The organism is Kitasatospora fiedleri, assembly GCF_948472415.1.
GTDB classification, from domain to species: domain Bacteria; phylum Actinomycetota; class Actinomycetes; order Streptomycetales; family Streptomycetaceae; genus Kitasatospora; species Kitasatospora fiedleri.
In genome coordinates, this window is the sequence record NZ_OX419519.1 from 1,604,399 (window position 1) to 1,628,733 (window position 24,335).

Sequence of the window (24,335 nt, forward strand, 5' to 3'; positions counted from 1 at the left end):
CCGGCAAGATCCGCCGGACAGGGCCTGGCCCTGTCCGGCCGGGCGCGCACGCGCACCGGGGAGGAGCCGGCGGGCCCCCCGGCCCCGGCGCGCGGTCTACACCGGGGCGGGTGCCGTCCCGTCGGCGGTGGTGTCCGGCGCCGGTGCCGCGGTCCGGCCGGGGAGGAACAGCGCGGCGAGGACCGCGGCCAGCAGGGCGACCGCGCCGCAGGCGGTCAGGACCCCGCTCATGCCGTGGACGAAGGCGCCGTGCGCGGAGGCCAGCAGGGCGGGGTCGTGCAGGCGTGCGGCGACCTCGTCGGCGCCCGCGACCGAGTCCCGGGCGGTCGCGGCGGCGGGTCCCGGCAGGGCGTCCACGTCGATCCGGGCCAGGTAGCCGGCGCTCAGCAGGCTGCCCAGGCCCGCGACTCCGAGGACGCCGCCGACCTGCTGGAGCGTCTCCAGCAGGCTGGTGCCGACGCCGGTCCTCTCCTCCGGGAGGGAGGCCATCACGAGGCTGGTGGACGGCACGACGACCAGGCCGAAGCCGACGCCGACCACCGCCAGCCAGAGCGCGGTGAACCCGTACCCGCTGTCCGGCGCGGCACCCGCGCCGAGGAACACGCCCACGGCCAGCGCCACCAGCCCGGCCGGGGCGACCACCCGGGCGCCGATCCGCGGCACCAGTCCCTCGCTCAGCGCGGCGGACACCATCAGCCCGCCGATCAGCGGCAGCACCCGCAGGCCGGTGCCGAACGCGTCGTACCCCTGGACGGTCTCCAGGTACTGCGGCACCACGAACAGGATGCCCATCACCGTGAAGTTGCCGAACACGGCCGTCAGCGTGCCCCAGGAGAACCGGCGGTCGGCGAACAGCGCCAGGTCGACCAGCGGTTCGGCGGCCCGGCGCTGCTGCCGCACGAACAGCGCCAGCAGCACCGCCGCCGCGCCCAGCGCGCCCAGCACCGCCGGGTCGGTCCAGCCGTCGGTCGGGACCAGGATCGTCCCGTAGACCAGCGCGGTGAGGCCGACCGTGCCCAGGGCCGTGCCGAGCCCGTCGAACGGCGCCGTGCCGGTCCGGTCCCGCGGACCGTCGCCGGGCAGCAGCAGGGTGCCCGCCAGCAGGGCGACCGCCACCACCGGGACGTTGAACAGGAACACCGAGCCCCACCAGAAGTGGTCCAGCAGCCAGCCGCCGATCACCGGCCCGGCGGGCATGCCCAGCGCGGCGGCGGCCGTCCAGACCGCGATGGCCCGGGGGACCTCCTCCTTGGGGAAGATCCGCGACAGCAATGCCATCGAGATCGGCATGATCATCGCCGCGCCGAGGCCCATCGCCGTCCGCACCGCGATCACCCCGCCCGCGGACCCGGTGAAGGCCCCCGCCAGCGAGGCCGCGCCGAACAGGCCGACACCCGCGGTCAGCACCCGCTTGTGCCCGAGCCGGTCCCCGATCCGCCCGACCGGCAGCATCGCCACGCTGAACGCCAGCAGGTAGCCGCCACCGATCCAGAGCAGTTCCGCGCTGTCCGCCCCCAGGTCCCGGGCCAGCGTCGGCAGCGCCACGTTGATGATCGTCCCGTCCAGCCCGATCACCAGCACGGTCACCACCAACGCCCCCAGCGCCCACCACCGCCGGGCCGAACGAACCGCTTCCACCATCACGCCCTCCAGGACATCCGTGCCGATCCCCCCACCCTCCCGGGGGCCCTTGGCACGGCGCTGGCACGCCGCTGGCACGGCGCCGGCACGCGGGCCGCACCCGGCCCCGCCCTCGCCTATAGCCGCGATTGAAATCCTAGCGACGCTAGACATCCGGCCGACCGCCATTCTAGCATCGATCCTGTCGCTAGCGCCGCTAACCAAGAAGCGGTGGACGTCACTTCACACCACACCCAGGGGGAACCACCATGTCCGCGAACGCCCTCACCGCCGCCGCCCCGGTCGGCAGCCGCCTGCGCGTCCACCTCGCCACCGTGTGCACGGTCCTGGTCGCGCTGGGCATCGGCTACGTCGGCCTCTCCTACCTCGTCGCCCCGGAGAGCACCGCCTCCGGTTTCGGCCTGCCGGAGTGGCCGCACGGCGGGGCCGCCGCGTTCGGCAACCTCAAGGGCGTCCGGGACGTGGCCTCCGGCCTGGTCCCGCTGGCCCTGCTGCTGACCGGCCACCGCCGGGCGCTCGGCTGGGCGCTGCTCGCGGAGTCGGTCACCCCGTTCGGCGACTGCGCCACCATCCTGGCGCACCACGGCAGCACGGCGACGGCCTTCGGCGTCCACTTCACCACCGCGCTCCTCGTGGTCGCCACCGCCGCCCTGCTGCTCACCGAGCGCACCGGCAAGCGGGACTGACGCCCGCGCGGCCCCCGACCTCCGGCCCTCGGCCCCCGGCCCCCGACCTCCGCCCCCCCCGGCCCCCGCCCCTCAGCCCTCGGCCCAGTCGCCGCCCGCGAGGAACCCCTCCAGGGCGGCGCGGTGCGGCCGGGGGTCGAGGTGCTCGGCGGCCAGCCACCCGTCCGAGTAGTACTTGTCGAGGTAGCGGTCGCCCGGGTCGCAGATCAGCGTGACGACGCTGCCGGTGCGGCCCTCGGCGCGCATCTCGGCGACGATCCGCAGCGCGCTCCACAGGCCGGTGCCGGTGGAGGCGCCGGCCTTCTTGCCGAGGAGGTCGGCCAGCAGGTGGACGGCGGCGATCGAGGCCGCGTCGGGGACCTTCATCATCCGGTCGATCGCGCCGGGCACGAAGGAGGGCTCCATCCGGGGGCGGCCGATGCCCTCGATCCGGGAGCCGGTGGGGCAGTGGGCGTCGGGGTCGTGGTGGACCCAGCCCTCGAAGAAGCAGGAGTTCTCCGGGTCGGCGACGCAGATCCGGGTGTCGTACTGCATGTAGCGGACGTAGCGGGCGATGGTCGCGGAGGTGCCGCCGGTGCCGGCGGTGGCGACAATCCAGGCCGGTTCGGGGTGGGGTTCGAGGCGGAGCTGGGCGAACACCGACTCGGCGATGTTGTTGTTGCCGCGCCAGTCGGTGGCCCGCTCGGCGTAGGTGAACTGGTCCATGTAGTGGCCGCCGGTCTCGGCGGCGAGTTCGGCCGCGGCGGCGTAGACCTGGCCCGCGTTGTCGACCAGGTGACACCGGCCGCCGTGGAACTCGATCAGTTCGATCTTGGCGCGGCTGGTGCCGCGGGCCATCACGGCGACGAAGGGGACGCCGATGAGCTGGGCGAAGTACGCCTCGGAGACGGCGGTGGAGCCGCTGGACGCCTCGATGACCGGGGCGTCGGGCCGGATCCAGCCGTTGCACAGGCCGTACAGGAACAGCGAACGGGCCAGCCGGTGCTTGAGGCTGCCGGTGGGGTGGGTGGACTCGTCCTTGAGGTACAGGTCGATGCCCCACTCGGCGGGCAGCGGGAAGCGCAGCAGGTGGGTGTCGGCGGAGCGGTTGGCGTCGGCCTGGACGCGGCGGACGGCCTCCTTGAGCCAGGCCCGGTACTCGGGGTCGGTCCGGTCCACGTCCTGGGTGTGGTCGCTCATCGCACGCTCTCCTCGCCGCCCGCCGGGGGCTCCGGCGCCGGGCACCCCGGCCCGGACCCCCGGATGCCCCACCCAGTGTAACAGTCGACTACGATAAGTGACGATTACCGAAGCCCCAGCTTCCCCTTATGGCAACGTGTGGCAACGCGGGGCGACCCGCGTCAACGGGCGGGGCGGCCGGGGCCGGTGGGGCGTCGAGCGGCTACTCCATGGGCACCGCCCGCCCGGTGACCCGGACCCGGCCGTCGCCCTCGACCAGGTCCACGGTGAGCACGCCCGGGCGGCCGAGGTCCTCGCCCTGGTGGAGGGTGAGGCGGGCGGCGGTGAGGCCGCGCAGCTCGCGCAGGTAGCCGCCGAAGGCCGCCGCGGCGGCGCCGGTGGCCGGGTCCTCGACCACGCCGCCCACCGGGAACGGGTCGCGGACGTGGTAGGTGGCGGCGTCCTGCTCCCAGACCAGCTGGAGGGTGGTCAGGTCGAGCCGCCGCATCAGCGCGGCGAGCGCGTCGAAGTCGTAGTCGAGGTCGGCGAGCCGGGCCCGGGTGGCCGCGGCGAGCACCAGGTGGCGCGCACCGGCGTAGGCGATCCGCGGCGGGAGCCGGTGGTCCAGCTCCTCCGCCCGCCAGCGCAGCGCGGCCAACGCCTCGGCGACGTCGGCCTCCGCCGCGTCCTCGACCGTCGCGGGGACGCTGGTCAGGGTGGCCCGGTAGCCGTCCGCGGCGCTCCCCGTGACGGTGACCGGCACCGGCCCGGCCTGGGTGGTGAACAGGAACTCGCCGGGGCCGTGCCGTTCGCCGAGGGCGACCGCGGCGGCGATGGTCGCGTGGCCGCAGAACGGGACTTCGGCCAGCGGGCTGAAGTAGCGGACGGCGTAGCCCCGCGGCCGGTCGGGGTCGGCGGTGAGGAAGGCGGTCTCGGAGTAGCCGAGGCGGGCGGCGAGGGCGAGTTGCTCCTCGTCGGTGAACGGGGCCGCGTCCAGCACCACCCCGGCGGGGTTGCCGCCGGCCGGGTCGGCGGTGAAGGCGGCGTAGTGCAGCGGTTCGGGACGGTGGCGCGGTGCGGTGCGGGTCATGCCTGCTGAACGGGACGGCCGGGGCCGGTGATTCCCGGAGCCCCCGCCAGGGCCGGTGCCGGGGCCGGAACGGCCCGGGGGACGGGCGTTCGGACGGGAACGCTAGACTGCCGCATCCCGCTCGCACGGCATCGAGGAAAGAAGAACATGGCTGAGGTCCACCCGAAGGTAGTTGTGGTTGTTCCGACCTACAACGAACGGGAGAACCTGCCGGTCCTGGTCGGCCGGCTGGCCGACCTCGGTATGGAGAACCTGCACGTGCTGGTCGTCGACGACAACTCCCCGGACGGGACCGGCGAGGTCGCGGACAAGCTGGCGGCCGAGTCGGGCGGCACCGTCTCGGTGCTGCACCGGACCGAGAAGGACGGCCTGGGCCGGGCCTACATCGCGGGCATGTCGCGGGCGCTGGAGGACGGCGCCGACATCGTGGTGCAGATGGACGCCGACCTGTCGCACCCGCACACCGCCGTCCCGGCGATGGTGGAGAAGCTGACGGGGACGGACGCCTCGGTGGTGCTGGGCTCGCGCTACGTGCCGGGCGGCTCGACCGCCTCGGAGTGGCCGTGGCACCGCAAGGCGCTGTCGGCCTGGGCGAACTTCTACGTCAACGCGATCCTCCAGCTGAAGGTGAAGGACGCCACGGCCGGCTTCAAGGCGTGGGAGGCCGAGGCGCTGCGCCGGGTCGACCTGGACTCGGTGCGCTCGAACGGCTACTCGTTCCAGGTCGAGATGAACCACCGGGTGGTCCGGCAGGGCATGCGGATCGCCGAGGTGCCGATCCGCTTCGAGGAGCGGGTCGAGGGCATGTCGAAGATGAGCCTGGGCGTGCAGCTGGAGTCCGCGGTGGCCCCCTGGAAGCTCCGCTTCGGCAAGTAGGTTCGGCAAGCAGGTTCGGCAAGTAGGCGAGTGGGCGAGTGGGCCGGTAGGTACGTGGACACGTAGGCAGGCGGTCGGCGCGGCGGCTCCGCGGGGCCGCCGGACGGCGCGGGTGACGGGACGTCGGCCCGCGCCGTTCCGCGCTCTCCCCCCGCTCCGGCCCCGGGCGGTTCAGGGCGCGGCGACGGCCTGCGGGTCGTCCAGGTAGGGCTCCCAGGCGAGTTCGGCCGCGCCGACCAGCCCGGCGTGGACGGCCTGGGCGGGGACGATCGGGATGCGTCCGCTGCGGCCCCACAGGCAGCGTTCGGCGACCACCGCGGCGAGCCGGTCGGGGGCGGCGGCGAGCAGGTCGAGGTGCAGGCCGCTGAGCACGATCCGGTCGGGGTTGAGGATGTTGACCAGCCCGGCGAGGCCGAGGCCGAGCCGGTCGACGACGTGTGCGAGGGCGTCGGCGGCGGTCGGGTCGTGGGCCAGCGCGCGGGCCTGCGGGAGCAGCGGGCGGTCCGGGTCGGGGTGGCGGTCCGCGGCGGCGAACAGCGCGCCGGTGTCGGTCTCGGCGTTGAGGCAGCCGCGGTTGCCGCAGGCGCAGGGGCGGCCGAGCGGGTCGACGGTGACGTGGCCGACCTCCAGGGCGAGGCCGGAACTGCCGGTGTGCAGGCGGCCGTCGATGACCAGGGCGCCGCCGACGCCGCGGTGGCCGGAGGTGACCAGCAGCAGGTGGCGGGCGCCGCGGCCGGCGCCGTGCCGGTGTTCGGCGAGGGCGGCGAGGTTGGCGTCGTTGGCGACGGCGGTGGGCAGTGCGGCGCGGGCGCGCGGGCCGAGGTCGGTGCGGGCGACCTGTTCGGCGAAGAGCGCGGCGGCGGGGGTGCCGGAGGGCCAGCCGAAGTGCAGGGCGGCGAGGGCGGTGCCGTCGGGTTCGGTGACGGGGTTGGGCAGGGCGAGCGCGAAGCCCAGGACCCGGCGGCGGCTGTCGCGGGCGAGCCGGGCGCCGGTCTCGGCGACGGCGCCGAGCAGCGCGGCGGGCGAGGTGTCGGCGGGCAGCGGCAGGTGGACGGGGTCGAGGAGCCGTCCGCCGAGTCCGGCCAGGGTGGCGGAGATCCCGTCGGCGTGCAGTTGGGCGGCGAGGACGGCCGGTCCGGGATCGGCCGGGGCGAGGCGGTGCGAGGGGCGGCCCCGGCCGCCGCCGGCCGGGCGGGAGTCGACGGTGATCAGGCCGAGCGCCTCCAGTTCGCCGGTGACGGCGCCGGCGGTGGCGCGGGTGACGTCCAGGGCGCCGGTGAGTGCGGAGCGGGTGGGGGCCTGTCCGGTGTGGATCAGGCGCAGGGCCGGTCCGAGCAGGGTGCGGCCGCGGTCGGGCGCGGGCCGCCGGGCCGGGCTCGGGCTCGGATTCTGGCTGGGATTCGGGCTTGAAGGTGTGTGCGGCACTCCCCTATTCTGACTTTGTGCCGCTACTAAACAAAACAGAAGCCCGCCCCGTCAGCCCCTCCTCCCCCACCTCCCCGTCCGGCCGACGCTCCTCCTGGTCGGCGGCACGCCTCGCCCTCACCGCCTTCTTCACCGTCGACGGCTTCCTGTTCGCCGCCTGGGTGGTCCGGATACCGGACGTCCGCGCCCAGGTCTCCGCCTCGCACAGCGCGCTGGGCCTGGCCCTGCTCTGCATCTCGGCCGGCGCGGTCGCCACCATGGCGCTGGTCGGACGGCTGTGCCTGCGGTACGGCTCGCGCCGGGTCACCGTCGCCGCGGTCACCGTCTTCTCGCTCGCGGTGGCGCTGCCCGCGCACACCCACTCGGTGCTCGCGCTCGGCGCGGTGCTGCTGCTGTTCGGCGCGGGCTACGGCGCGGCCAACGTGGCGATGAACAGCGCCGCGGTCGACCTGGTCGCCGAACTCCGACGGCCCGTCATGCCCAGCTTCCACGCGGGCTACAGCCTCGGCGGCCTGCTCGGCGCCGCGGTCGGCGGCCTGCTCGCGGGCCGGATCAGCGCCTCCTGGGCGCTGGCCGCCTCCGGCGCGCTCGGCCTGGCCGTGGTCGCGCTGGCCGGCACCGCCCTGCTGCGCGCCCCGGCCGCCGTCCGCCCGGCCCCGGACGAGAGCGCCGCACCCGCCGCGCCCGCCGGACTGTCCGGGCACGCCCGGCTGCTGGTCGTCCTGCTCGGCCTGACCGCGCTGTGCACCGCGTACGGCGAGGGCGCCCTCGCCGACTGGGCCACCCTGCACCTGACCGACGACGTGCACGCCAGCACCGCGACGGCCGCCGCCGGTTACGCCGCCTTCGCCTTCGCCATGACGGCGGGCCGGCTCTCCGGCACCTGGCTCTCCGAACGGCTCGGCCAGACCAGGGTGATGCTGCTGGGCGGCCTGGCCGCCTGCGCGGGCATGACGACCGCCGCCCTGGCCCCGTCCGTCCCGCTGGCGCTGGCCGGCTTCGTCCTGGTCGGCCTCGGCCTGGCCAACGTCTTCCCGCTGGCGATCGCCCGGGCCGGCGCGACCGCCGGCCCGCAGGGCGTGGCCACCGCCTCCACCCTCGGCTACGCGGGCATGCTGATCGGCCCCCCGGTGATCGGCTTCCTCGCCGACGCCCTCTCCCTGCCCGCCGCCCTGCTCACCGTCGCCGCCAGCTCCGCCCTGGCCGGCCTGCTCGCCCTCACCGTCCGCCGCCACCGCACCGCCTGACGGCCCGCCAGCCGACCTCCGGCCGCACCACGGAGAGCACCGGAACACGACGACGGCGGCCCGGACGCCCCCACCCGCCCAGGCCGCCGCCGCCCAGGCCGCCGCCGCACCGTCCGTGGCGGACCGGCGGGCCGTCGGTTCCTCCGCACGCCCGGGTCCACGCGCCGGCAACCCGCCGGTTCCAGCCACCGCGGCGCGGACGGGGGTGCGGCACCGCGAGGTCCGGCGGGGTCGCGGGCGCACGTGCGCGATCCGCGCGGACCGGAGTTCCGGCCCGACGGTTCCGGGCCGCCCGGTGCCGGTCCACTCCGGCGCGCCGTCGTCCGGGTCGCCGACGGCGGCGCTACTCGGGGGCCGGCTGTTCGCCGGGGAGGCGCAGGTCCCAGCCGACCAGGGCGCGGAGTTGTTCGGCGGTGACGCCGTCGGGGACGGGGCGGGGGGGCTCGTGGCGGATGGGGGGCTGCCAGCCCTGTTCGGGGCTCCAGGTGCGGACCTGGCGGGCGGGGGCGCCGGCCACCACGGCGTAGTCGGGGACTTCGCCGGCCACCACCGAGTTGGCGGCGACCACCACGTTGCGGCCGATCCGGGCGCCGGGGAGGATCACCGCGCCGGTGCCGATCCAGGAGCCGGCGCCGATCGAGACGGGCGCGTTGCGCGGCCACTGCTTGCCGATCGGCAGCTCGGTGTCGCGGTACTCGTGGGCCTGGTCGGTGATGTAGACGCCGGGGCCGGTCCACACGTCGTCGCCGAGTTCGATCCGCTGGTGGCCGACGATGTGGCTGCCGCGGCCGATCACGCAGCCGCCGCCGATCCGGACGATCGGTTCGGGGCCGAGGTCGAGCCCGGGCAGGAACCCGGCCGACAGGGTGACGCGTTCGCCGATGATGGCGAACGGGCCGATGGTGATCCAGCGCTCGTTGAAGACGGTGCCGAGCGGGAAGGCGAGCTTGGTGCCGTCGCCGAGCTCGCCGAACCGGTACGGCCCGGGGTTGCGGTTGCTGACCGCGCCCGCCTCCTGCGCCCAGCGCCAGCCGCGGTGCACGGCGCGCCCGGCCGCCCGGCGCGACCTCTCGCGGACGGGTCCGAGCAGCCTGCGGACGATCGACATGCGCTCACCGTACCGGCCGGTGCGGGCCGGGGAACGGCAACGGGAGCAAATTCACACCGGCCGGTAACTTGGCGCCGTCGCCGCCGGTCAGCGCGCCCAGCGGGCGGGCCGCTTGGCCAGGAAGGCCCGCATGCCCTCCTGCGCCTCCTCGGAGCCGAACAGCTTCGCCGACAGTGCGACGAGTTCCTCGGTGTGCCGGTCGAAGGACTCCCGGACGGCGGCGTTGGCGAGCAGCTTGGACTCGGCCAGGCCCTGCGGCGAGCAGAGCCGGATCGCGTCCAGCAGGGTGCGCAGCGCGGCGGGGGCGTCGTCGGCGGCCTCGGTGACCAGGCCGATCCGGGCGGCCTCGGCGGAGTCGAAGGTCTCGCCGGTGAGGTAGTAGCGGGCGGCGGCGCGCGGGTCGAGCTTGGGGCGCAGCGGCAGCGAGATGACGGCGGGGGCCAGGCCGAGGCGGGACTCGGTGAAGGCGAAGGTGGAGTCCGGTCCGGCGACGGCGAGGTCGCAGGAGCCGACCAGGCCGAGCCCGCCGGCCCGGACGTGGCCGTCGACCAGGGCGATGACCGGCTTGGGGCAGTCGACCAGGGCCCGTTGCAGGGCGACCAGGCCGCGCGGTCCGACGGTGGGGTCGTCGCCGGTGGCCTCGGAGAGGTCGGCGCCGGCGCAGAACACCCGGCCGGTGTGGCCGAGGACGACGGCGCGGACCCCGGGGTCGGCGGCGGCGTCGGCGAGCCCGGCGGTGAGCTCGGCCATCAGGCGGCCGGAGAGGGCGTTGCGGTTGTGCGGGGAGTCGAGTTCCAGGGTGGCGACGGCGTCGACGGTGGTACGGCGGACGAGCGGCACTTCGCGGGTCATCGGGCGGGCCTGCCTTTCCGGCTGAGGGTGGGTCGGAGGGGCGTCGTCTGCACCCTGGCACACCCCGGCCCTACTGGCCAGTACCGGATTCCCCCGGCGCGCGCCGCCCGGCGGCGGGCGCGTCCCGCCGGGCCGCGCGGAGCGACGTTCCGTACACGTCCTCAACTTCCTTAAGGTCTAGACCTATTGACAGTCAGCGGACAGACTCGCTTGAGTGCTGGGTACACCGCTCGTTCCCCCACAAGGAGTGGCCGAATGCCCCACACCCGCACCCCCCACCGCCCGGCGCACCGCGCCGCCTCCCGCCGCGGCCGGATCGCCGCGCTGCTGACCGGCGCGCTGGCCGCGACCGGCCTGGCCGTCATGGTGCCGACCACCTCGACCGCGGCCGCCGCCTGCACCACCCCGTACTCGGCGACCCAGGTGTACACCGGCGGGATGTCCGCCTCGTACAACGGGCACAACTGGAACGCCAAGTGGTGGACCCAGGGCGAGACCCCGAGCACCGGCGGCTCCGGCGTCTGGGCCGACCAGGGCGCCTGCGGCGGCGGTGGCGGCACCACCACCAGCCCGACCCCGACCCAGGGCACCTGCAACCACCCGACCTGGGTGGCCGGCACCCAGTACGCCACCGGCGCGATCGTCAAGTACGCGCCCAACGGCCAGTACTACATCGCCACCCACGACAACCCGGGCTACGACCCGACCATCTCGACCTGGTACTGGAGCCCGTACACCTGCACCGGCGGTGGCGGCACCAGCCCGAGCCCGTCCACCACCCCCAACCCGGGCGGGTTCGTGGTCTCCGAGGCCCAGTTCAACCAGATGTTCCCGAGCCGGAACTCCTTCTACACCTACTCCGGCCTGGTCGCGGCGCTGAACGCCTACCCGGCGTTCGCCAACACCGGCTCGGACACGGTGAAGAAGCAGGAGGCGGCGGCGTTCCTCGCCAACGTCAGCCACGAGACCGGCGGCCTGGTCTACATCGTCGAGCAGAACACCGCCAACTACCCGCACTACTGCGACACCAGCCAGTCGTACGGCTGCCCGGCCGGGCAGGCCGCGTACTACGGCCGCGGGCCGATCCAGCTGAGCTGGAACTTCAACTACAAGGCGGCCGGCGACGCGCTGGGCATCGACCTGCTGCACAACCCGAACCTGGTGCAGACCGACCCGGCCGTCGCCTGGAAGACCGGCATCTGGTACTGGATGACCCAGAACGGCCCGGGCACCATGACCCCGCACAACGCCATGGTCAACGGCAACGGCTTCGGCGAGACCATCCGCTCCATCAACGGCTCCATCGAGTGCAACGGCGGCAACCCCGCCCAGGTGCAGAGCCGGGTCAACTCGTACACCAACTTCACCTCCATCCTGGGCGTGCCCACCGGCTCGAACCTGAGCTGCTGACGCCCTGACGGACGGGGTGGTGGCGCCGACCGCGGGTCGGCGCCACCACCCCGTCCGCGCGTTCAGCGCCGCACCAGCGCCGTCATCCCCCAGCCCGCGGCGGCGAACAGCGCCGCCAGCAGCGCCCAGCCGAACAGCCCGTGGGCGATCACCACCGAGGTCATCAGCACCGGGCCGAGCATCAGCGCGCCCGACATGCCGGTGTTGAAGACGCCCTGGTAGGCGCCGTGCGCGCCGTCCTCCGCCAGGTCGTAGCTGAGCGCCCAGGCGCCCGCCTGGCTGTACACCTCGCCCAGCGCCTGGCAGCCCACCCCGGCCGCCACCAGCAGCGCCGCCGCCCAACCGGGCAGCCCGGCGGCCAGGCCCAGCACCAGGCAGGACGCGGCCACCAGCAGCGCCCCGCGGCGGAACACCAGGGCCGCGGCCCGCGGCCGCTCGGTGCCCCGGGTGGCCCGCACCTGGAGGACGATCACCAGCGCGGTGTTCACCAGCATCCCGCCCGCGACCATCCAGCGCGGCGCGTCGGTGTCGCGCACCACCCACAGCGGCAGCCCGACCTCGATCATCACGAACTGCAGGGTGATCACCCCGTTCAGCCCGGTCAGCAGCAGGAACGCCCGGTCGCGCAGCGCCGGGTTCGGCCCGTCGGCCGCCCGCCGGACCTGCTCGGCGGTGCGCGGCGTGGCCGGCACCAGCAGCACGTACAGCACCGCGATCGCCCCGTACGAGGCCGCGTCGACCAGCAGCGCCGTCAGGTAGGCACCCCGGGTGTCCAGTTGCAGGACGGCGGCCGCGCCGAGGGTGCCCACCGAGATGCCGACGTTGGTGACCGAGCGCAGGTAGGCCCGGCCCGCCACCCGCCCGTCGGCCGGCAGCACCTCGGCGAACAGCGCCCCGCGCACCGCCGAGCCGCCCCGGTCGGCGACCGCCGCCAGGCAGGCCAGCACCGCGAACACCGCCAGCCCGCGCACCAGCACGTACCCGGCCGCGCACAGCGCCTGGGCCGCCAGCAGCGCGACCAGCACCCGCTTGGGGCCGTACCGGTCGGACAGCCGCCCGGCCGGGACGCCCGCCGCCACCCCGCAGGCCCCGGCGAGCGTCAGCACCAGGCCGACCGTGCCGACGCCGAAGCCCACGATCCGGGTGAAGTACACCACCCCGAGCGTCATCCCGAGGCCGTTGCCGACGGTGTTGACCAGGGTGATCGCGGACAGCCGGCGCAGCACCGGGTCCTCGGGGAGCAGCCGGGCGAACCGGCTGCGGGCAGGGGGGAGCGGCACGGCCGGAGCGGCCGCGGGTTCAGTGGCGGTCATGCCCCGATCAGACCGGGTACGGAGCGGCCGTGGTATTGATTTAGCCCCGGCCTGAACCGTCGGCGCGGGACGGACCGCCCGGGAGGCGTCGTGGTGCTGCGGTTCCGGCTCGGGCTGGCCGACCTGGCCGCCACCCACTTCGCCTGCTCGCCGCTCCAGGAGGCGGTGCTCAGCCTGCGGATGTGGACCCACCCGGGGCAGTACCCGCACGGCGCGGCGTTCGAGGCGATGCGCCCGGCCTTCGAGGCGCTGCCGCAGGCGCCGCTGCTGCGCGCCCTGGTCGCGGGCAACAAGTACGTGCCGGACTTCCTGACGCCCCGTCCGGCCGTCCCGTTCCCGGAGTTCCGGGCCGAGCTGGCGGTGGTCCGGGCCTTCGACCCGGCCCGGCTGGCCGACGAGCTGGCGGCGACCTTCCTCCCGCACCACCGGGCGCTGCCGCCGCTGCTGGCCGAGCGCGCCGACCGGCCCGCCGCGCTGATCGCCGAGGTCGCCGACGCCCTCCAGGCGTACTGGACGCACGTCCTGGAGCCCGCCTGGTGGCCGCGGGCCCGCTCGGTGCTGCGCGCCGACATCGTGCACCGCTCCCGGGTGCTGGCCGAGCGCGGCGCGGCCGGGCTGTTCGCCGACCTCGACGCCCGGCTGCGCTGGTCGGACGGGGTTTTGACGATCGACCGGAACTGGGGCGTCGGCGACCTGGACATCGTGGTGGACCGGCGCGGCCTGGCCCTGCTGCCGACCTGCTTCGCGCGCGGCGCGATCACCGCGATCGGCCCGGACCTCACCCCGTCGATCACCTACGTGTCGCGCGGCCAGGGCACCCTGACCGGCCCGCCCGAGCCGCCGCCCGCCCCCCGCGCCCTGGAACAGCTGCTCGGCGCGCCCAAGGCCCGGCTGCTCGGCCTGCTCCGCGAACCGACCGCCACCACCGAGCTCGCCCGCCGCCTGGGCGTCACCCCCGGCGCGGTCAGCCAGCACCTGGCCGTCCTGCACGCCACCCGCCTGGTCACCCGGGCCCGGCACGGCCGCCTGGTGCTGTACGCCCGCAGCCCGCTGGCCGAACAGCTCCTGGGCCCTGAGCCCCCGTAGGGGCCTCAGCAGAACACCAGCACCGCCCCGTTCTCCACCGAGTGCCGTGCCGCCAGGCGCAGTTGCAGGCAGACGAACGCCTCGGTGCCGTAGCGCCGCCAGCCCTCGGCCGCCGGGTCCGGGTCCTCGTGGGCGGCGGTGACCTCCTCGGCCTCCGGGTCGAGGTCGTCGGGCAGGCCCAGGGCCCGGGCGAGGGCGTCCAGTTCGGCCAGCAGCCGGACGGAGGAGCCGAGCAGGCCGCCGGTCAGCTCCGGGTCGGCCAGGACGGACGCGAAGTCCACCGGCGCGTAGTAGCCCTCGCAGTCCGAGTGGTGGATCAGGTGGTCGAACGGGCCGGGCCGCTCGTCGGGGACGTGCTCGTACGCCGCCCGCAGCACCGGGTCGTCGGTGGCCCGCTCCCCGTCGGCCGACGGTTCGGGCAGCCGGCCGTGCGCGGCCAGGTGGGCGGCCAGCCGGCGCAGCGCGTGCAGGCCCGAGTAGCCCCAGATCCGCTCGCCGAAGCGCGGCCCGCTCTCCGGCTCCCGCCACCCCGGGAGTCCGTCGGCCGCCAGCACCGCGGCGATCGCCGCGCACTCCGCGCGGAACCACTCGGCCGTGTCCTCCTCGGCGCCGATCAGCGCGCCCACCCTCACATCGAGTCCCATGCCGGTGATCATGCCAGTCGCCGCCGACACCCTCGCGGATCAAGGGGCTGACGTCTCGTCAACCCCCTTCCGGTATAGACCTGTTGACGAGTTGGTCCAGTCCACTTACCCTCCTGAGTGCCGCTCCCGGCACCCCTGTACGGAATCCCCCACACCAGACAGGGAGTACCGATGCACGTCCGCTCCAGGCCATGGCTCAGGGCCCGCCTGCTGGCCCTGCTCGCCGCGCTCGCACTGCCGATCGCCCTGCTCGCCGCCACCCCCGCGCACGCCGCGGCCAAACTGACCGCCACCTTCACCGGCGACAACTACGGGTCCTGGTGGAAGGGCACCTTCGTCGTCAAGAACCCCAACGCCACCGCCGTCACCGGGTGGACCCTGGAGTTCGACCTGCCCGCCGGCGTCACCATGACCGGCACCTACAACGGCACCTCCACCACCACCGGCAGCCACGTGGTCGCCACCAACGCCTACTACAACGCGACGGTGCCCGCGAACGGCTCGACCGAGCCCTACAGCTTCTGGTTCATCGGCAACGGCCCGATCACCGCCCCGCTCAACTGCCGCGTCAACGGCGACAAGTGCGACGGCACCCCGGACGTGCCGCCGACCGCGCCGGGCGCCCCGACCCTGGTCGACGCCACCGCGCACACCCTCGCGCTGAGCTGGCCGGCCGCGGCCAAGGGCGACTTCCCGGTCGCCTCGTACGACGTGCTGAACGGCCCGGTGATCCTCGGCACCGCCACCGGCACCTCCACCACGCTGACCGGCCTGACCCCGGCCACCACCTACAGCCTCACCGTCCGGGCCCGGGACACCCGCGGCAACACCGGCCCGGCCGGGCCCGCGCTGAGCGCCGCCACCGTCGACCCGGCCACCGACACCGTGCCGCCGACCGCGCCCGGCAACCTCCGCTCCACCGGCACCACCAGCACCGGCGTCGCGCTGGCCTGGGACGCCGCCACCGACAACAAGCGGGTCGCCGCGTACGACGTCTACCAGGACGGCACCCTGGTGCAGACCGTCACCACCACCTCGGCCACCGTCGGCCGGCTCTCCCCCGCCACCCCGTACGCCTTCGCGGTCCGGGCCCGGGACGCCGCAGACAACGCCTCGCCCGCCTCCACCACCCTGAACGTCACCACCGGCGACCTCGCCGGGCCCGGCAGGTACTCCCGGGTCGGCTACTTCGTGCAGTGGGGCATCTACGGCCGCCAGTACTTCGTCAAGAACCTCGACACCTCCGGCAGCGCCGCCAAGCTCGACGTGGTCAACTACGCCTTCGAGAACATCGACCCGGTCAACCTGACCTGCCTGGCCGGCGTCACCAAGGGCACCACCGCCGACCCGGAGGACCCGGACCAGGGCACCGGCGCCGGGGACGCCGACGCCGACTACGCCCGCCCGATGAGCGCCGCCCAGTCCGTGGACGGCGTCGCCGACGACGGCTGGTCGCCGCTGCGCGGCAACCTCAACCAGCTCAGGAAGCTCAAGGCGAAGTACCCGAACCTCAAGGTCGTGGTCTCGCTCGGCGGCTGGACCTACTCCAAGTACTTCTCGGACGCCGCCGCCACCGACGCCTCCCGCAAGAAGCTGGTCTCCTCCTGCATCGACGTCTGGATCAAGGGCAACCTGCCCGCCTACAACGGCGCGGGCGGCCCCGGCACGGCCGCCGGCATCTTCGACGGCATCGACGTCGACTGGGAGTGGCCCGGCTCCCCCGACGGCCACCCCGGCAACCACTACTCCGCCGCCGACAAGCAGAACCTGACCCTGCTGCTGGCCGAGTTCCGCCGCCAGCTCGACGCCCTCGGCGGCCCGCACAAGCTGCTGACCGCCTTCACCCCCGCCGACCCGGCCAAGATCGGGCAGGGCTGGGACCTCTCGCAGATCTTCCGGTCCCTCGACATCGCCAACGTCCAGGGCTACGACTTCCACGGCTCCGGCAGCGACAACTCGTGGGAGCCCAACCGCACCGGCCAGCAGGCCAACCTGTACGCCGACCCCGACGACCCGTACCCGTTCCACTTCTCGGTCGAGAACGCCGTCGACACCTACCTGGCGGCGGGCGTCAACCCGCGCAAGCTCACCATCGGCTTCCCGTTCTACGGCCGCGGCTGGCAGAACGTCACCGACGGCGGCGCGCACGGCGCCTGGCAGGCCGCCGGCGGCGCCGCGCCCGGCCAGTTCGCCGAGGAGGCCGGCACCCGCGGCTACAACAACCTGATCACCTCGGTGCCCAACCTGACCGTCTACCACGACCCGGTCTCGGTCTCCACCTACGGCTACACCGGCAACGGCGGCCAGTGGTGGACCTTCGACGACACCTGGTCGATCGCCCGGAAGACCGCCTGGCTGAAGTCGAAGAACCTGCTGGGCGCGATGGTCTGGGAGATGTCCGGCGACACCCCCTCCGGCACCCTGATCAACGCCCTGGACGCCGGCCTGAGGTAACCCGGGAACGCGGGCGCGGCGGCCCCCCCTAACCCCAACCCCCGCGCCCGTCCGAACGGCCCGCCCGGGAGGGAACCTCCTCCCGGGCGGGCCCGACCCGCTACCGCCTACCGACCCGCTACCGCCGAGCGCCTACCGCCCCGCGATCGAGGCCAGCTTGCGCGCCGCCCGGTGGTCCCGCATCAGCTGCGCGAACGTCGTGTGCCCCTGGGTGGTCCGGGCGAACGCCCGCCACGCCGGGGTGATCAGCGACACCGCCGCGTGGAACAGGTAGGGGCGCTTCTCGAACGAGGCCAGCATCACCTTGCCCGCCCGCATCTCCACGCCCAGCCCGGCCTTGATCGCGAACGCGTAGTTCAGCGCCTGCCGCCGCACGTCCGCCGCGCCGCCCGCCTCGGCCACCTGCACCGCCCACTCACCGGCCAGCCGGCCCGAGCGCAGCGCGTACGAGATGCCCTCCCGGGTCCACGGCTCCAGCAGCCCGGCCGCGTCCCCCGCGACCAGCACCCGGCCGCGCGAGAGCGGCGAGTCCTCGGCCCGGCAGCGCGTCAGGTGCCCGGACTCCACCAGCGGTTCGAACCCGGACAGGCCCAGGCGGCGGACGTAGTCGGCCAGGTACTCCTTGGTCCGCTCGCCCTCGCCGCGCGCCGAGATCACCCCGACCGTCAGCGTCCCGGAGTCGGTCTTCGGGAAGACCCAGCCGTAACTGCCCGGCAGCGGGCCCCAGTCCAGGTGAATCCGGCCCGCCCAGTGCCGCGACACCGACTCGGGCACGGGGATCTCCGCCTCCAGGCCCAGGTCGATCTGGTCGAACGTGACGCCGACGTGCCGACCGATCCGGCTCGCCGAACCGTCCGCGCCGACCACCGCCCGCGCCTCCACCTTCCGCCCGTCCGCGAGCGTCACGAACACCGTGCGGCTGTCGCCGCCGCTCTGCTCCACCCCGGTCGCGGTCACCCCGGTCACCAGCACCGCGCCGGCCTGCTCGGCGGCCTGCACCAGGCGCAGGTCGAACTCGTCCCGGTTGACCACGCCGAACAGCATCCGCTTCGAACGCCTGGTCCGGGTCCACCGGCCGTTCAGCGCGAAGGTCACCGCCGAGATCCGGTCCTGCAGCGGCAGCTTGAAGTCCTCCGGCAGCGAGTCCCGGGACGGGCCGATGATGCCGCCGCCGCAGGTCTTGTACCGGGGGTGCTCCGCCTTGTCGAGCAGCAGCACCCGCCGGCCCCGGGAGGCCGCCGCGTACGCCGCCGAGGAGCCCGCCGGGCCCGCACCGACCACCACGACGTCCCACACCCCGTCGGGCAGCGCCGACGCCTCCCGTTCCTCCTGCTCGTCCTGCCCGTCCTGCGGGTCCTGCGGGTCCTGCGGGTCCGCGTCCGCGAACTCCTCCGACGCCCCGTCACCGGCGTCGTCGGCGAGGGCCGCGACCGGCTCGACGGGGTCCAGGTCCTTGGTGCTACCGGTGTCAGTCACGGTCGCCCATCCTAATCTGCCCGCCTTCCCCTACGGCCCGCACCCGCCCCCGCGTGTGCGACTCCGCCTTCCCAGGTCAAGGGGTTGCCAACCCCGCACCGAACCGCTTCAGTGACCCGCATGCCCCACATCGACCTCCCGGCCGGCCAGCCCGGCATGCGCGCCCTGCTCCTCGCCAGGCCCGCCGCCGGCCGACACCTGAGCGAACTCGCCGAACAACTCCTGCGCGGCGACTCCCCGCTGAGCGTCGGCGAACGCGAACTGATCGCCGCCCACGTCTCCGCCCTCAACCGCACCCGCTACTGCGCCGGCGCCCACGGCGCGACCGCCGCCCACCGCCTCGACGGCGACTTCGCCCTGGTCGAAGCCGTCCAACGCGACCTCGACACCGCCCCCGTCACCGACCTCCAGCGCGCCCTGCTCCGCCTCGCCGGCAAGGTCGCCGAGAGCGGACTGTCCGTCACCCCGAGGACATCGCCACCGCCAGGGCCGCCGGCGCCGACGACGACACCATCCACGACACCGTCCTGATCGCCGCCGCCTTCTGCATGTACAACCGCTACGTCGACGGCCTCGCCACCCCCACCCCCGAGCACCCCGCCGCCTACCACGCCATCGGCGCCCACCTCGCCACCCACGGCTACCTCTAGTGCCACATCAGGCAACGTTTGCCCCGTTGTGACGTGTCGCCCGGTTGCTGTGCCGGGCGGCACCGGGCCGTCAGAATGATCACGTGGCTGAACGCGTGCAGGTCCGTGAGGTCGATGACGACGAGGGGCGACGGCTGCTGCGGATCGTCCGCCGGGGCACCGGGTCGGTGGTGACCTGGCGCCGGGTGCAGATGGTGCTGCTGTCCGCCCAGCACATGCCCGTGGCGAAGATCGCCGAGGTCACGTTCACCAGCGCGGACCGGGTCCGCGACGTGATCCACAACTCCAACGCGGACGGCTCTGACTCGCTCTACCCGAAATACAGGGGCGGACGTCCCAGGACGTCCACGTTGCCCGAGCGCCGCGAGATCAAGAAGATCGCCAAGTCCAAGCCGGCCGAGCACGGCCTGCCGTTCTCGACCTGGAGCCTGGCCAGGCTGGCCGACTTCCTGGTCGCCGAGGGGGTGGTCGACGACATCAGCCACGAGGGCCTGCGCATCCTGCTCCGCGAGGAAGGCGTCTCCTTTCAACGCGTGAAGACCTGGAAGACCTCCCGCGATCCCCGGCCCCGGCGGCGGGCCACCTACACCCGACCGCACGGGGTGCGGCATCTGTTCGCCGCCCACAACCTCGCCAAGGACCAGCTCTACGGCCACGTCAAGAAGACCAAGAACCGCTCCGAGTTCCTGGAGTTCTGCCGCTACCTGCGCTCGCTGCACCCAACGGACGTGCGCATCGCGATCGTCTGCGACAACTACTCGCCCCACCTGACCACCAAGCGGTGCCAGCGGGTCGGAATCCGGGCCGCGGCGAACAACGTCGAGATCGCCTACACCCCGACCAACAGCTCCTGGCTCAACCGGATCGAGGCCCAGTTCACCGCCCTGCGCTACTTCGTGCTCGACGGCACCGACCACCCCAGCCACAAGGCCCAGGGCAGCATGATCCGCCGCTACATCATCCGGCGGAACAAACACGCCGCCGACGAACGCCTTCGCACCGTGGTCAGCAGGGCGAACGTCGCCTGACGCTATTCGCCGTCACGGCACAGGCAGAAGGGGTGGCCAGCCGGGTCGAAGAGCACCCGGACATTTTCCTGCGGCTGGAACTCCGCAACGGTGGCGCCCAGGGCGACCGCCTCGGCGACCGCCGAGTCCAGGTCGCCGACCTGGAAGTCGAAGTGCATCATCGGGCGCTGGTCGCCGTCAGCAGGTGGCCACACCGGAGCCTGGTAGCCGTCCGCCTGCTGGAACACGAGGAACGGTCCTTGCGGGGAGGCGGCCACGACGGCTGTTCCCAGCTCTTCGTGCCCGATGTGCCAATCAAGGAGTCCGGCATAGAACTTCGCCAAGCCACTAGGGTCCGGCGCTTCGATCGTCGTTCCCCACCACATGCCGCCTGTTCGAGATCGCATGCCTGAGCCTATCCGAGGCCCTACAGGCGCCGCGACCATCCGTTAACCCAGGAGAGACGCAGTCCACGCAACACAACGGGGCAAACGTTGCCTGATGCGGCACTAGCGGCATCGGCGCTGGTCAGCGGATGGGACCTGGGACCGGATCTTTCAGGCGTTCCTCGCCGATGCCGACGCCCGGGGGAGCGTGGACTGGAGCATGGTCAGCGTCGGCTCGACCTCCTGCCGCGCCCACCAGCACGCGGCAGGGGCCCCACGCAGAACCCCGCGGGTCCCGAAAAAAAGATCAACGCCCCGGCAGCACCGCCCCGACGAAGGACTCGGAGGCTCCCGGGGCGGCCTGACCAGCAAAATCCACCTCGCCGGAGAAAGCGGACGCCGACCGCTGGCCCTGCTGATCACGCCCGGCCAGTGGGGAGGCAGCCCGCAGCTCATCCCCGTCCTCGAACGGATCCGGGTCAAGCGCCCAGGCGGTGGGCACCCACGCACCCGGCCCGACCCTCTCGGCGGTGCCAAGGCCTACAGCTCGCGCCGGAACCGTCGCTACCTGCGCCGACGCCAGATCAAGCACACCATCTCCGAACCGAAGGACCAGCGGGCCAACCGCCGGCGCCGAGGCAGCCGAGGCGGCAGGCCCGCCGGCTTCGACAAGGAGATGTACAAGCGCCGCAACGAAGTCGAGCGCACGATCAACCAGCTCAAGCACTCACGAGCCGTCGCCACGCGCTACGACAAGCGCGCCTGCATCTACCACGGCACCGTCACTCTGGCATCGACCCGACTGTGGCTCAGAAGGTGAGACTGGCCGCCCTCACTCCGGGCCCAGCACACCCAGCTCGACCTCTTCGAACACCCTCGACCACCAGGCGTCATCGTCGCTGAACGCGTCCCGATCCTCCCGCTGAGCCTGGTCCAACAGCTCAGCGACGTGGTCCTCATAGTCCTCGTCGTCCTCGCTGCGGCCCGAGAGAACGAAGGACTCCCACAGCCGAAGCATCCGCTGGAGCGCGACCACAGAAGAGTTGACCAGGGCAAATCGTTGCAGGCCGCCTTCGTAGCCGTAGGCCATCCACACTTCGCCCGAGCCGAGCACCAGCCAGTAGGAGTTCACCCCGTCCTCGAAGCCGCCCAGGCAAACGGCCCGGCCGCAGGGCAGATCCCGAACCCGGAGCTCCAGCTCGGCGTTCCGCACGAACATGCCGATGCAGTCGACCGGAAGCCCCGGATCCTCCAGCGTCCGCCCCACGTCGACCCCGACGCCGGCAGCACGAAGCGCTGCCACGTCGAAAGGCTGCCACGGCGATCCCTCAGCGTTCGGCTGGTTCATGCCGCGGATTCTCCCATCTGCACATGATCCGCCGGACAGAACCTAGCCCCGGACGGACGGAACCGACGCCGGAGCCCGCAGGCCGGGGACGCGAGGACGGGCCCCGGCACGGCAGCAGACACCCGGGACCCCGCCGCCACCCGCAGAGCTGGTGGCAGGAGGACGGGCCCGGCGCGACAGCAGGCCACCGCCAACCCCCGCCAGCGCCCTGCGACTCCCCACGCCCCGGCCCTCCTCCGGCTCGGCCCGCCCGCACCACCCGGGACGGGGAGCCGTGGCACCGACAGCCCGAGCCCACCGACCCCAACCCGCCCCGGCCACGTGCCAACCCGCCGCCAAGACCCGCCCCCACACCCCGCCGCCGCCCGCAGGGCGGGCGGTAGGAGGACGAACCCCGGCGCGGCAGCAGGCCCCCGGCCCCCGCCGCCAAGGCCTGTCCCTGCACCCCGCCGTCGTCCGCAGGGCGGAAGTGCGGAGGCAGGCCCCGGCGCGGCGGCAGCGACCCAAGGCCCGGCCGACCGCCGCCAGGGCCCCGCCACTGCCCAAGCCCCGGCCGTCCTACTCCGGTTCGGGCTCCCGGGCTCCTCCGCACAGTCCGAGTACGGCCGCGCCGACCGCCAGGCCCGTGCCCGCGCCGAAGCAGGTCTCGGCGATGACGCCGCGTTCGCCGCGCCGGACGCGTTCGGCCGCTCCCGCCAGGGCGGCTGCGGCGAGCAGGGCCGCCGGGCCCTTGCGGCTCTCCCGCCAGGGTCCGGCGTGCCGGGCGAGGACGGCCAGGCCGGCCAGTGAGGTGCCGTACTGGAGGGCGGTGTAGAGCGGCACGCCCGCGATCCGGCGTTCCAGGGCCGGGAGGGCCCGGACGCCGGCCCGGCCGTGGTGGGTGAAGGAGTCCCAGACCAGGTGGGTGCTCGCGCCCACGGCCAACGCCCCGGCGGTCAGCAGGAGTTCACCGGCGTCCGGCCGGCCCTCGGGGGCCACCTGGTTCCACCGTCCGGGCACGGCCGCCCGCAGCGGCTCGCGCCACAGGCCGTACCAGCCGGCCACCAGCCCGGCGCCGACCGCCACGTCGAGGGTCGGGGCGGCCCACCAGCGGTGCGTCAACGCGCCGTGCCGGTAGACGCCCCGGACGAGGGACTCGGCGAAGAACGGCACGTCGGGCGCCAGCGAACCGGCGACCAGCCCGGCGGCGACCAGCGCGCCCTTGCGCTGCGCGGCCCGCAGGCCGGGCAGGACGGCGGCGGCGTGGCTCAGGGTGAACGGCATCCCCCATCCTGCCCGCCGCCGCCCCCCGCCCCGCGCAGCACGGGGCCGACCGCCGCGCACCCACCGCCGTCCGGTCACCGCCGCCCGCTCACCGCGCCGAGGCCGCGCCCGTCGCGGCGGGCCGCCCGCCCTCCAGGTAGCGCAGTTCGCCGACCGCCCGGGCCTCCAGCGCGGCGGTCAGCCGCCGCATCCGCCCGGCGGGCAGCATCTCGGCAGCCTCCCGGAGGGTCGCGAAGTGCCAGTCGCGCAGTTCCCCGGCGGGCAGCCGCAGCCGCAGCACCTGGGAGGGGCCGAGCCGGCCGCCGTCGTAGACCAGTCGCAGGCCGCCGCGTCCGCGTCCGGCGCCGGGCTCCCAGTCGACGGCGAGCAGCCGCAGTTCCTCCGGGTGCAGCCGCAGGCCGAGCTCCTCGGCGACCTCCCGGATGCCGGCCGCGGTCGGCGCCTCCCCGCGCTCGACGACGCCGCCGGGGAACTCCCAGTGCGGCTTGTAGGCGGGGTCGACCAGCAGCACCCGGTCCCGGTCGTCGAAGAGCAGGACCGCCGCGGCGACGGTGTCCCCGTCACCGCCCTCGCTGCGCACGATCGGGCAGCGCGCGGCGCCGCTGCGCACCAGGTCGGCGATCCGCTCGGCGGTCTGCCGGGGCGTCAGCACCCCGTTGTCGACCATCCGGGCGTCCCCGGCCAGCCAGCCCCGGGCGGTGAGGTAGGCGGGCAGCGCCTCGCGGGCGCGGCGGCGGAGCCGGGCGGTGGCCTCCGGGTCGCCGGGGACGTCCTCGCGGGTGGCGATCCGGGCCCGCAGGATCGTTTCGACGGGGTCGAGGACGACGTGGTGGACGGGGATGCCGCGCCCGGCCAGCGAGCCGAAGATCTCGTCGCGGTGCTCCTGCCGCAGCAGGGTGGCGGGGACGACGACCGGTCCGTCGGCCTCGGCGGCCAGCGCGGCGGCGGTCTCGGCGGCCAGGTGCCGCCAGGCGGGCGAGTCCTGGAGCTCTCCCGGTTCGGCGCCCGGCCGGGCGTTCGCAGGACCGGCCCGAGGGTGTCCGGGTCGAACAGCAGGCTCCCCGGCAGCAGTCCGACCAGTTCGCGGCAGACACTCGTCTTGCCCGCCCGAACGCCCCGTTGATCCAGACGATCACAGCATCCCCTGCCCCTCCGTGGTACCGGCCCGGCCGTGCGCCGGGCAGCGCGGGGCACCGGCCCCCGCGCCACCCCTGT

Annotated in this window: 20 protein-coding genes and 2 pseudogenes; 9 read left to right on the forward strand and 13 right to left on the reverse strand. The window is 74.4% G+C overall.

Annotation, left to right across the window (positions count from 1 at the left end):
• Positions 1 to 96 precede the first annotated feature (96 nt).
• A complete protein-coding gene (locus tag QMQ26_RS07740; protein ID WP_282205194.1) occupies positions 97 to 1,641 on the reverse strand; it encodes an MFS transporter in 1,545 nt (514 codons plus the stop codon).
• Positions 1,642 to 1,889: 248 nt separating this feature from the next.
• On the opposite strand from QMQ26_RS07740, the gene QMQ26_RS07745 reads away from it, so the two are divergent.
• Positions 1,890 to 2,327, forward strand: a complete 438-nt coding sequence (locus QMQ26_RS07745; protein ID WP_282205195.1) for a DUF4267 domain-containing protein — start codon at positions 1,890 to 1,892, stop codon at positions 2,325 to 2,327.
• A 72-nt stretch (positions 2,328 to 2,399) separates the two neighbouring features.
• Here QMQ26_RS07745 and QMQ26_RS07750 read toward each other — a convergent pair whose 3' ends face one another.
• Together QMQ26_RS07750 and QMQ26_RS07755 are read right to left on the reverse strand one after the other, a co-directional pair.
• Complete coding sequence (locus QMQ26_RS07750) at positions 2,400 to 3,506, reverse strand: PLP-dependent cysteine synthase family protein (protein WP_282205196.1); 1,107 nt, start codon at positions 3,504 to 3,506, stop codon at positions 2,400 to 2,402.
• Between the two features lie 202 nt (positions 3,507 to 3,708).
• Entirely contained in the window at positions 3,709 to 4,575 is an 867-nt protein-coding gene (locus QMQ26_RS07755) for a PhzF family phenazine biosynthesis protein (RefSeq protein ID WP_282205197.1), read from the reverse strand.
• A 147-nt stretch (positions 4,576 to 4,722) separates the two neighbouring features.
• Between QMQ26_RS07755 and QMQ26_RS07760 the strand changes: the two genes are divergently transcribed.
• On the forward strand, positions 4,723 to 5,451 hold the full coding sequence (locus QMQ26_RS07760; RefSeq protein ID WP_282205198.1) for a polyprenol monophosphomannose synthase: 729 nt from the start codon (positions 4,723 to 4,725) through the stop codon (positions 5,449 to 5,451).
• A 171-nt stretch (positions 5,452 to 5,622) separates the two neighbouring features.
• Here QMQ26_RS07760 and QMQ26_RS07765 read toward each other — a convergent pair whose 3' ends face one another.
• Positions 5,623 to 6,876, reverse strand: coding sequence for an ROK family protein (locus tag QMQ26_RS07765; protein WP_404814088.1), 1,254 nt, complete (start codon positions 6,874 to 6,876; stop codon positions 5,623 to 5,625).
• 17 nt (positions 6,877 to 6,893) lie between these two features.
• Here QMQ26_RS07765 and QMQ26_RS07770 point away from each other — a divergent pair, with 17 nt between their 5' ends.
• Entirely contained in the window at positions 6,894 to 8,123 is a 1,230-nt protein-coding gene (locus QMQ26_RS07770) for an MFS transporter (protein WP_282205199.1), read from the forward strand.
• Positions 8,124 to 8,466: 343 nt separating this feature from the next.
• Here the strand turns inward: QMQ26_RS07770 and QMQ26_RS07775 are convergent, their stop codons facing one another.
• Together QMQ26_RS07775 and QMQ26_RS07780 are read right to left on the reverse strand one after the other, a co-directional pair.
• Positions 8,467 to 9,231, reverse strand: a complete 765-nt coding sequence (locus QMQ26_RS07775; RefSeq protein WP_100835456.1) for an acyltransferase — start codon at positions 9,229 to 9,231, stop codon at positions 8,467 to 8,469.
• 87 nt (positions 9,232 to 9,318) lie between these two features.
• Positions 9,319 to 10,083, reverse strand: a complete 765-nt coding sequence (locus QMQ26_RS07780; RefSeq protein WP_282205200.1) for an enoyl-CoA hydratase family protein — start codon at positions 10,081 to 10,083, stop codon at positions 9,319 to 9,321.
• A gap of 255 nt (positions 10,084 to 10,338) precedes the next feature.
• Between QMQ26_RS07780 and QMQ26_RS07785 the strand changes: the two genes are divergently transcribed.
• On the forward strand, positions 10,339 to 11,493 hold the full coding sequence (locus QMQ26_RS07785) for a glycoside hydrolase family 19 protein (protein WP_100835458.1): 1,155 nt from the start codon (positions 10,339 to 10,341) through the stop codon (positions 11,491 to 11,493).
• Between the two features lie 62 nt (positions 11,494 to 11,555).
• Here the strand turns inward: QMQ26_RS07785 and QMQ26_RS07790 are convergent, their stop codons facing one another.
• The gene (locus QMQ26_RS07790) at positions 11,556 to 12,806 is read right to left on the reverse strand and encodes an MFS transporter (RefSeq protein ID WP_100835459.1); all 1,251 of its coding nucleotides are present in this window, start codon (positions 12,804 to 12,806) and stop codon (positions 11,556 to 11,558) included.
• Positions 12,807 to 12,896: 90 nt separating this feature from the next.
• Here QMQ26_RS07790 and QMQ26_RS07795 point away from each other — a divergent pair, with 90 nt between their 5' ends.
• Complete coding sequence (locus tag QMQ26_RS07795; protein WP_282205201.1) at positions 12,897 to 13,892, forward strand: ArsR/SmtB family transcription factor; 996 nt, start codon at positions 12,897 to 12,899, stop codon at positions 13,890 to 13,892.
• Positions 13,893 to 13,897: 5 nt separating this feature from the next.
• Here the strand turns inward: QMQ26_RS07795 and QMQ26_RS07800 are convergent, their stop codons facing one another.
• Positions 13,898 to 14,536, reverse strand: coding sequence for a hypothetical protein (locus QMQ26_RS07800; RefSeq protein ID WP_282205202.1), 639 nt, complete (start codon positions 14,534 to 14,536; stop codon positions 13,898 to 13,900).
• A 171-nt stretch (positions 14,537 to 14,707) separates the two neighbouring features.
• On the opposite strand from QMQ26_RS07800, the gene QMQ26_RS07805 reads away from it, so the two are divergent.
• A complete protein-coding gene (locus QMQ26_RS07805) occupies positions 14,708 to 16,990 on the forward strand; it encodes a glycosyl hydrolase family 18 protein (protein WP_282205203.1) in 2,283 nt (760 codons plus the stop codon).
• A 132-nt stretch (positions 16,991 to 17,122) separates the two neighbouring features.
• On the opposite strand, the gene QMQ26_RS07810 is transcribed toward QMQ26_RS07805, so the two are convergent.
• On the reverse strand, positions 17,123 to 18,466 hold the full coding sequence (locus QMQ26_RS07810; RefSeq protein ID WP_404814089.1) for a geranylgeranyl reductase family protein: 1,344 nt from the start codon (positions 18,464 to 18,466) through the stop codon (positions 17,123 to 17,125).
• Positions 18,467 to 18,586: 120 nt separating this feature from the next.
• Between QMQ26_RS07810 and QMQ26_RS07815 the strand changes: the two genes are divergently transcribed.
• Positions 18,587 to 18,997, forward strand: coding sequence for a carboxymuconolactone decarboxylase family protein (locus QMQ26_RS07815; protein WP_282205204.1), 411 nt, complete (start codon positions 18,587 to 18,589; stop codon positions 18,995 to 18,997).
• Between the two features lie 202 nt (positions 18,998 to 19,199).
• Complete coding sequence (locus tag QMQ26_RS07820; RefSeq protein ID WP_282205205.1) at positions 19,200 to 20,144, forward strand: helix-turn-helix domain-containing protein; 945 nt, start codon at positions 19,200 to 19,202, stop codon at positions 20,142 to 20,144.
• Positions 20,145 to 20,146: 2 nt separating this feature from the next.
• On the opposite strand, the gene QMQ26_RS07825 is transcribed toward QMQ26_RS07820, so the two are convergent.
• Positions 20,147 to 20,467, reverse strand: coding sequence for a VOC family protein (locus QMQ26_RS07825; protein ID WP_404814090.1), 321 nt, complete (start codon positions 20,465 to 20,467; stop codon positions 20,147 to 20,149).
• 169 nt (positions 20,468 to 20,636) lie between these two features.
• Here QMQ26_RS07825 and QMQ26_RS07830 point away from each other — a divergent pair.
• Positions 20,637 to 21,329 (forward strand): annotated as a pseudogene (locus QMQ26_RS07830) (IS5 family transposase); the annotation flags it as partial.
• A 12-nt stretch (positions 21,330 to 21,341) separates the two neighbouring features.
• Here QMQ26_RS07830 and QMQ26_RS07835 read toward each other — a convergent pair.
• From QMQ26_RS07835 to QMQ26_RS07845, 3 genes and pseudogenes are all read right to left on the reverse strand, one after another.
• Positions 21,342 to 21,857 carry an SUKH-4 family immunity protein gene (locus QMQ26_RS07835; protein ID WP_282205207.1) on the reverse strand — a complete coding sequence of 172 codons (516 nt, stop codon included), beginning with the start codon at positions 21,855 to 21,857 and terminating at the stop codon, positions 21,342 to 21,344.
• Positions 21,858 to 22,415: 558 nt separating this feature from the next.
• Positions 22,416 to 23,120: a DUF4184 family protein gene (locus tag QMQ26_RS07840; RefSeq protein WP_282205208.1), complete on the reverse strand. Its 705-nt coding sequence runs from the start codon at positions 23,118 to 23,120 to the stop codon at positions 22,416 to 22,418.
• Positions 23,121 to 23,208: 88 nt separating this feature from the next.
• A pseudogene (locus QMQ26_RS07845) lies at positions 23,209 to 24,256 on the reverse strand (NUDIX domain-containing protein).
• Between the last annotated feature and the right edge of the window lie 79 nt (positions 24,257 to 24,335).

What these genes read in the sequence shown, in the direction of transcription:
- QMQ26_RS07840 (WP_282205208.1), bottom strand. Translation starts at nt 23,120, where the DNA reads ATGCCGTTCACCCTGAGCCACGCCGCCGCCGTCCTGCCCGGCCTGCGG.
- QMQ26_RS07805 (WP_282205203.1), top strand. Translation starts at nt 14,708, where the DNA reads ATGCACGTCCGCTCCAGGCCATGGCTCAGGGCCCGCCTGCTGGCCCTG.
- QMQ26_RS07740 (WP_282205194.1), bottom strand. Translation starts at nt 1,641, where the DNA reads ATGGTGGAAGCGGTTCGTTCGGCCCGGCGGTGGTGGGCGCTGGGGGCG.
- QMQ26_RS07790 (WP_100835459.1), bottom strand. Translation starts at nt 12,806, where the DNA reads ATGACCGCCACTGAACCCGCGGCCGCTCCGGCCGTGCCGCTCCCCCCT.
- QMQ26_RS07760 (WP_282205198.1), top strand. Translation starts at nt 4,723, where the DNA reads ATGGCTGAGGTCCACCCGAAGGTAGTTGTGGTTGTTCCGACCTACAAC.
- QMQ26_RS07775 (WP_100835456.1), bottom strand. Translation starts at nt 9,231, where the DNA reads ATGTCGATCGTCCGCAGGCTGCTCGGACCCGTCCGCGAGAGGTCGCGC.
- QMQ26_RS07780 (WP_282205200.1), bottom strand. Translation starts at nt 10,083, where the DNA reads ATGACCCGCGAAGTGCCGCTCGTCCGCCGTACCACCGTCGACGCCGTC.
- QMQ26_RS07755 (WP_282205197.1), bottom strand. Translation starts at nt 4,575, where the DNA reads ATGACCCGCACCGCACCGCGCCACCGTCCCGAACCGCTGCACTACGCC.
- QMQ26_RS07745 (WP_282205195.1), top strand. Translation starts at nt 1,890, where the DNA reads ATGTCCGCGAACGCCCTCACCGCCGCCGCCCCGGTCGGCAGCCGCCTG.
- QMQ26_RS07800 (WP_282205202.1), bottom strand. Translation starts at nt 14,536, where the DNA reads ATGGGACTCGATGTGAGGGTGGGCGCGCTGATCGGCGCCGAGGAGGAC.
- QMQ26_RS07750 (WP_282205196.1), bottom strand. Translation starts at nt 3,506, where the DNA reads ATGAGCGACCACACCCAGGACGTGGACCGGACCGACCCCGAGTACCGG.
- QMQ26_RS07785 (WP_100835458.1), top strand. Translation starts at nt 10,339, where the DNA reads ATGCCCCACACCCGCACCCCCCACCGCCCGGCGCACCGCGCCGCCTCC.
- QMQ26_RS07815 (WP_282205204.1), top strand. Translation starts at nt 18,587, where the DNA reads ATGCCCCACATCGACCTCCCGGCCGGCCAGCCCGGCATGCGCGCCCTG.
- QMQ26_RS07835 (WP_282205207.1), bottom strand. Translation starts at nt 21,857, where the DNA reads ATGAACCAGCCGAACGCTGAGGGATCGCCGTGGCAGCCTTTCGACGTG.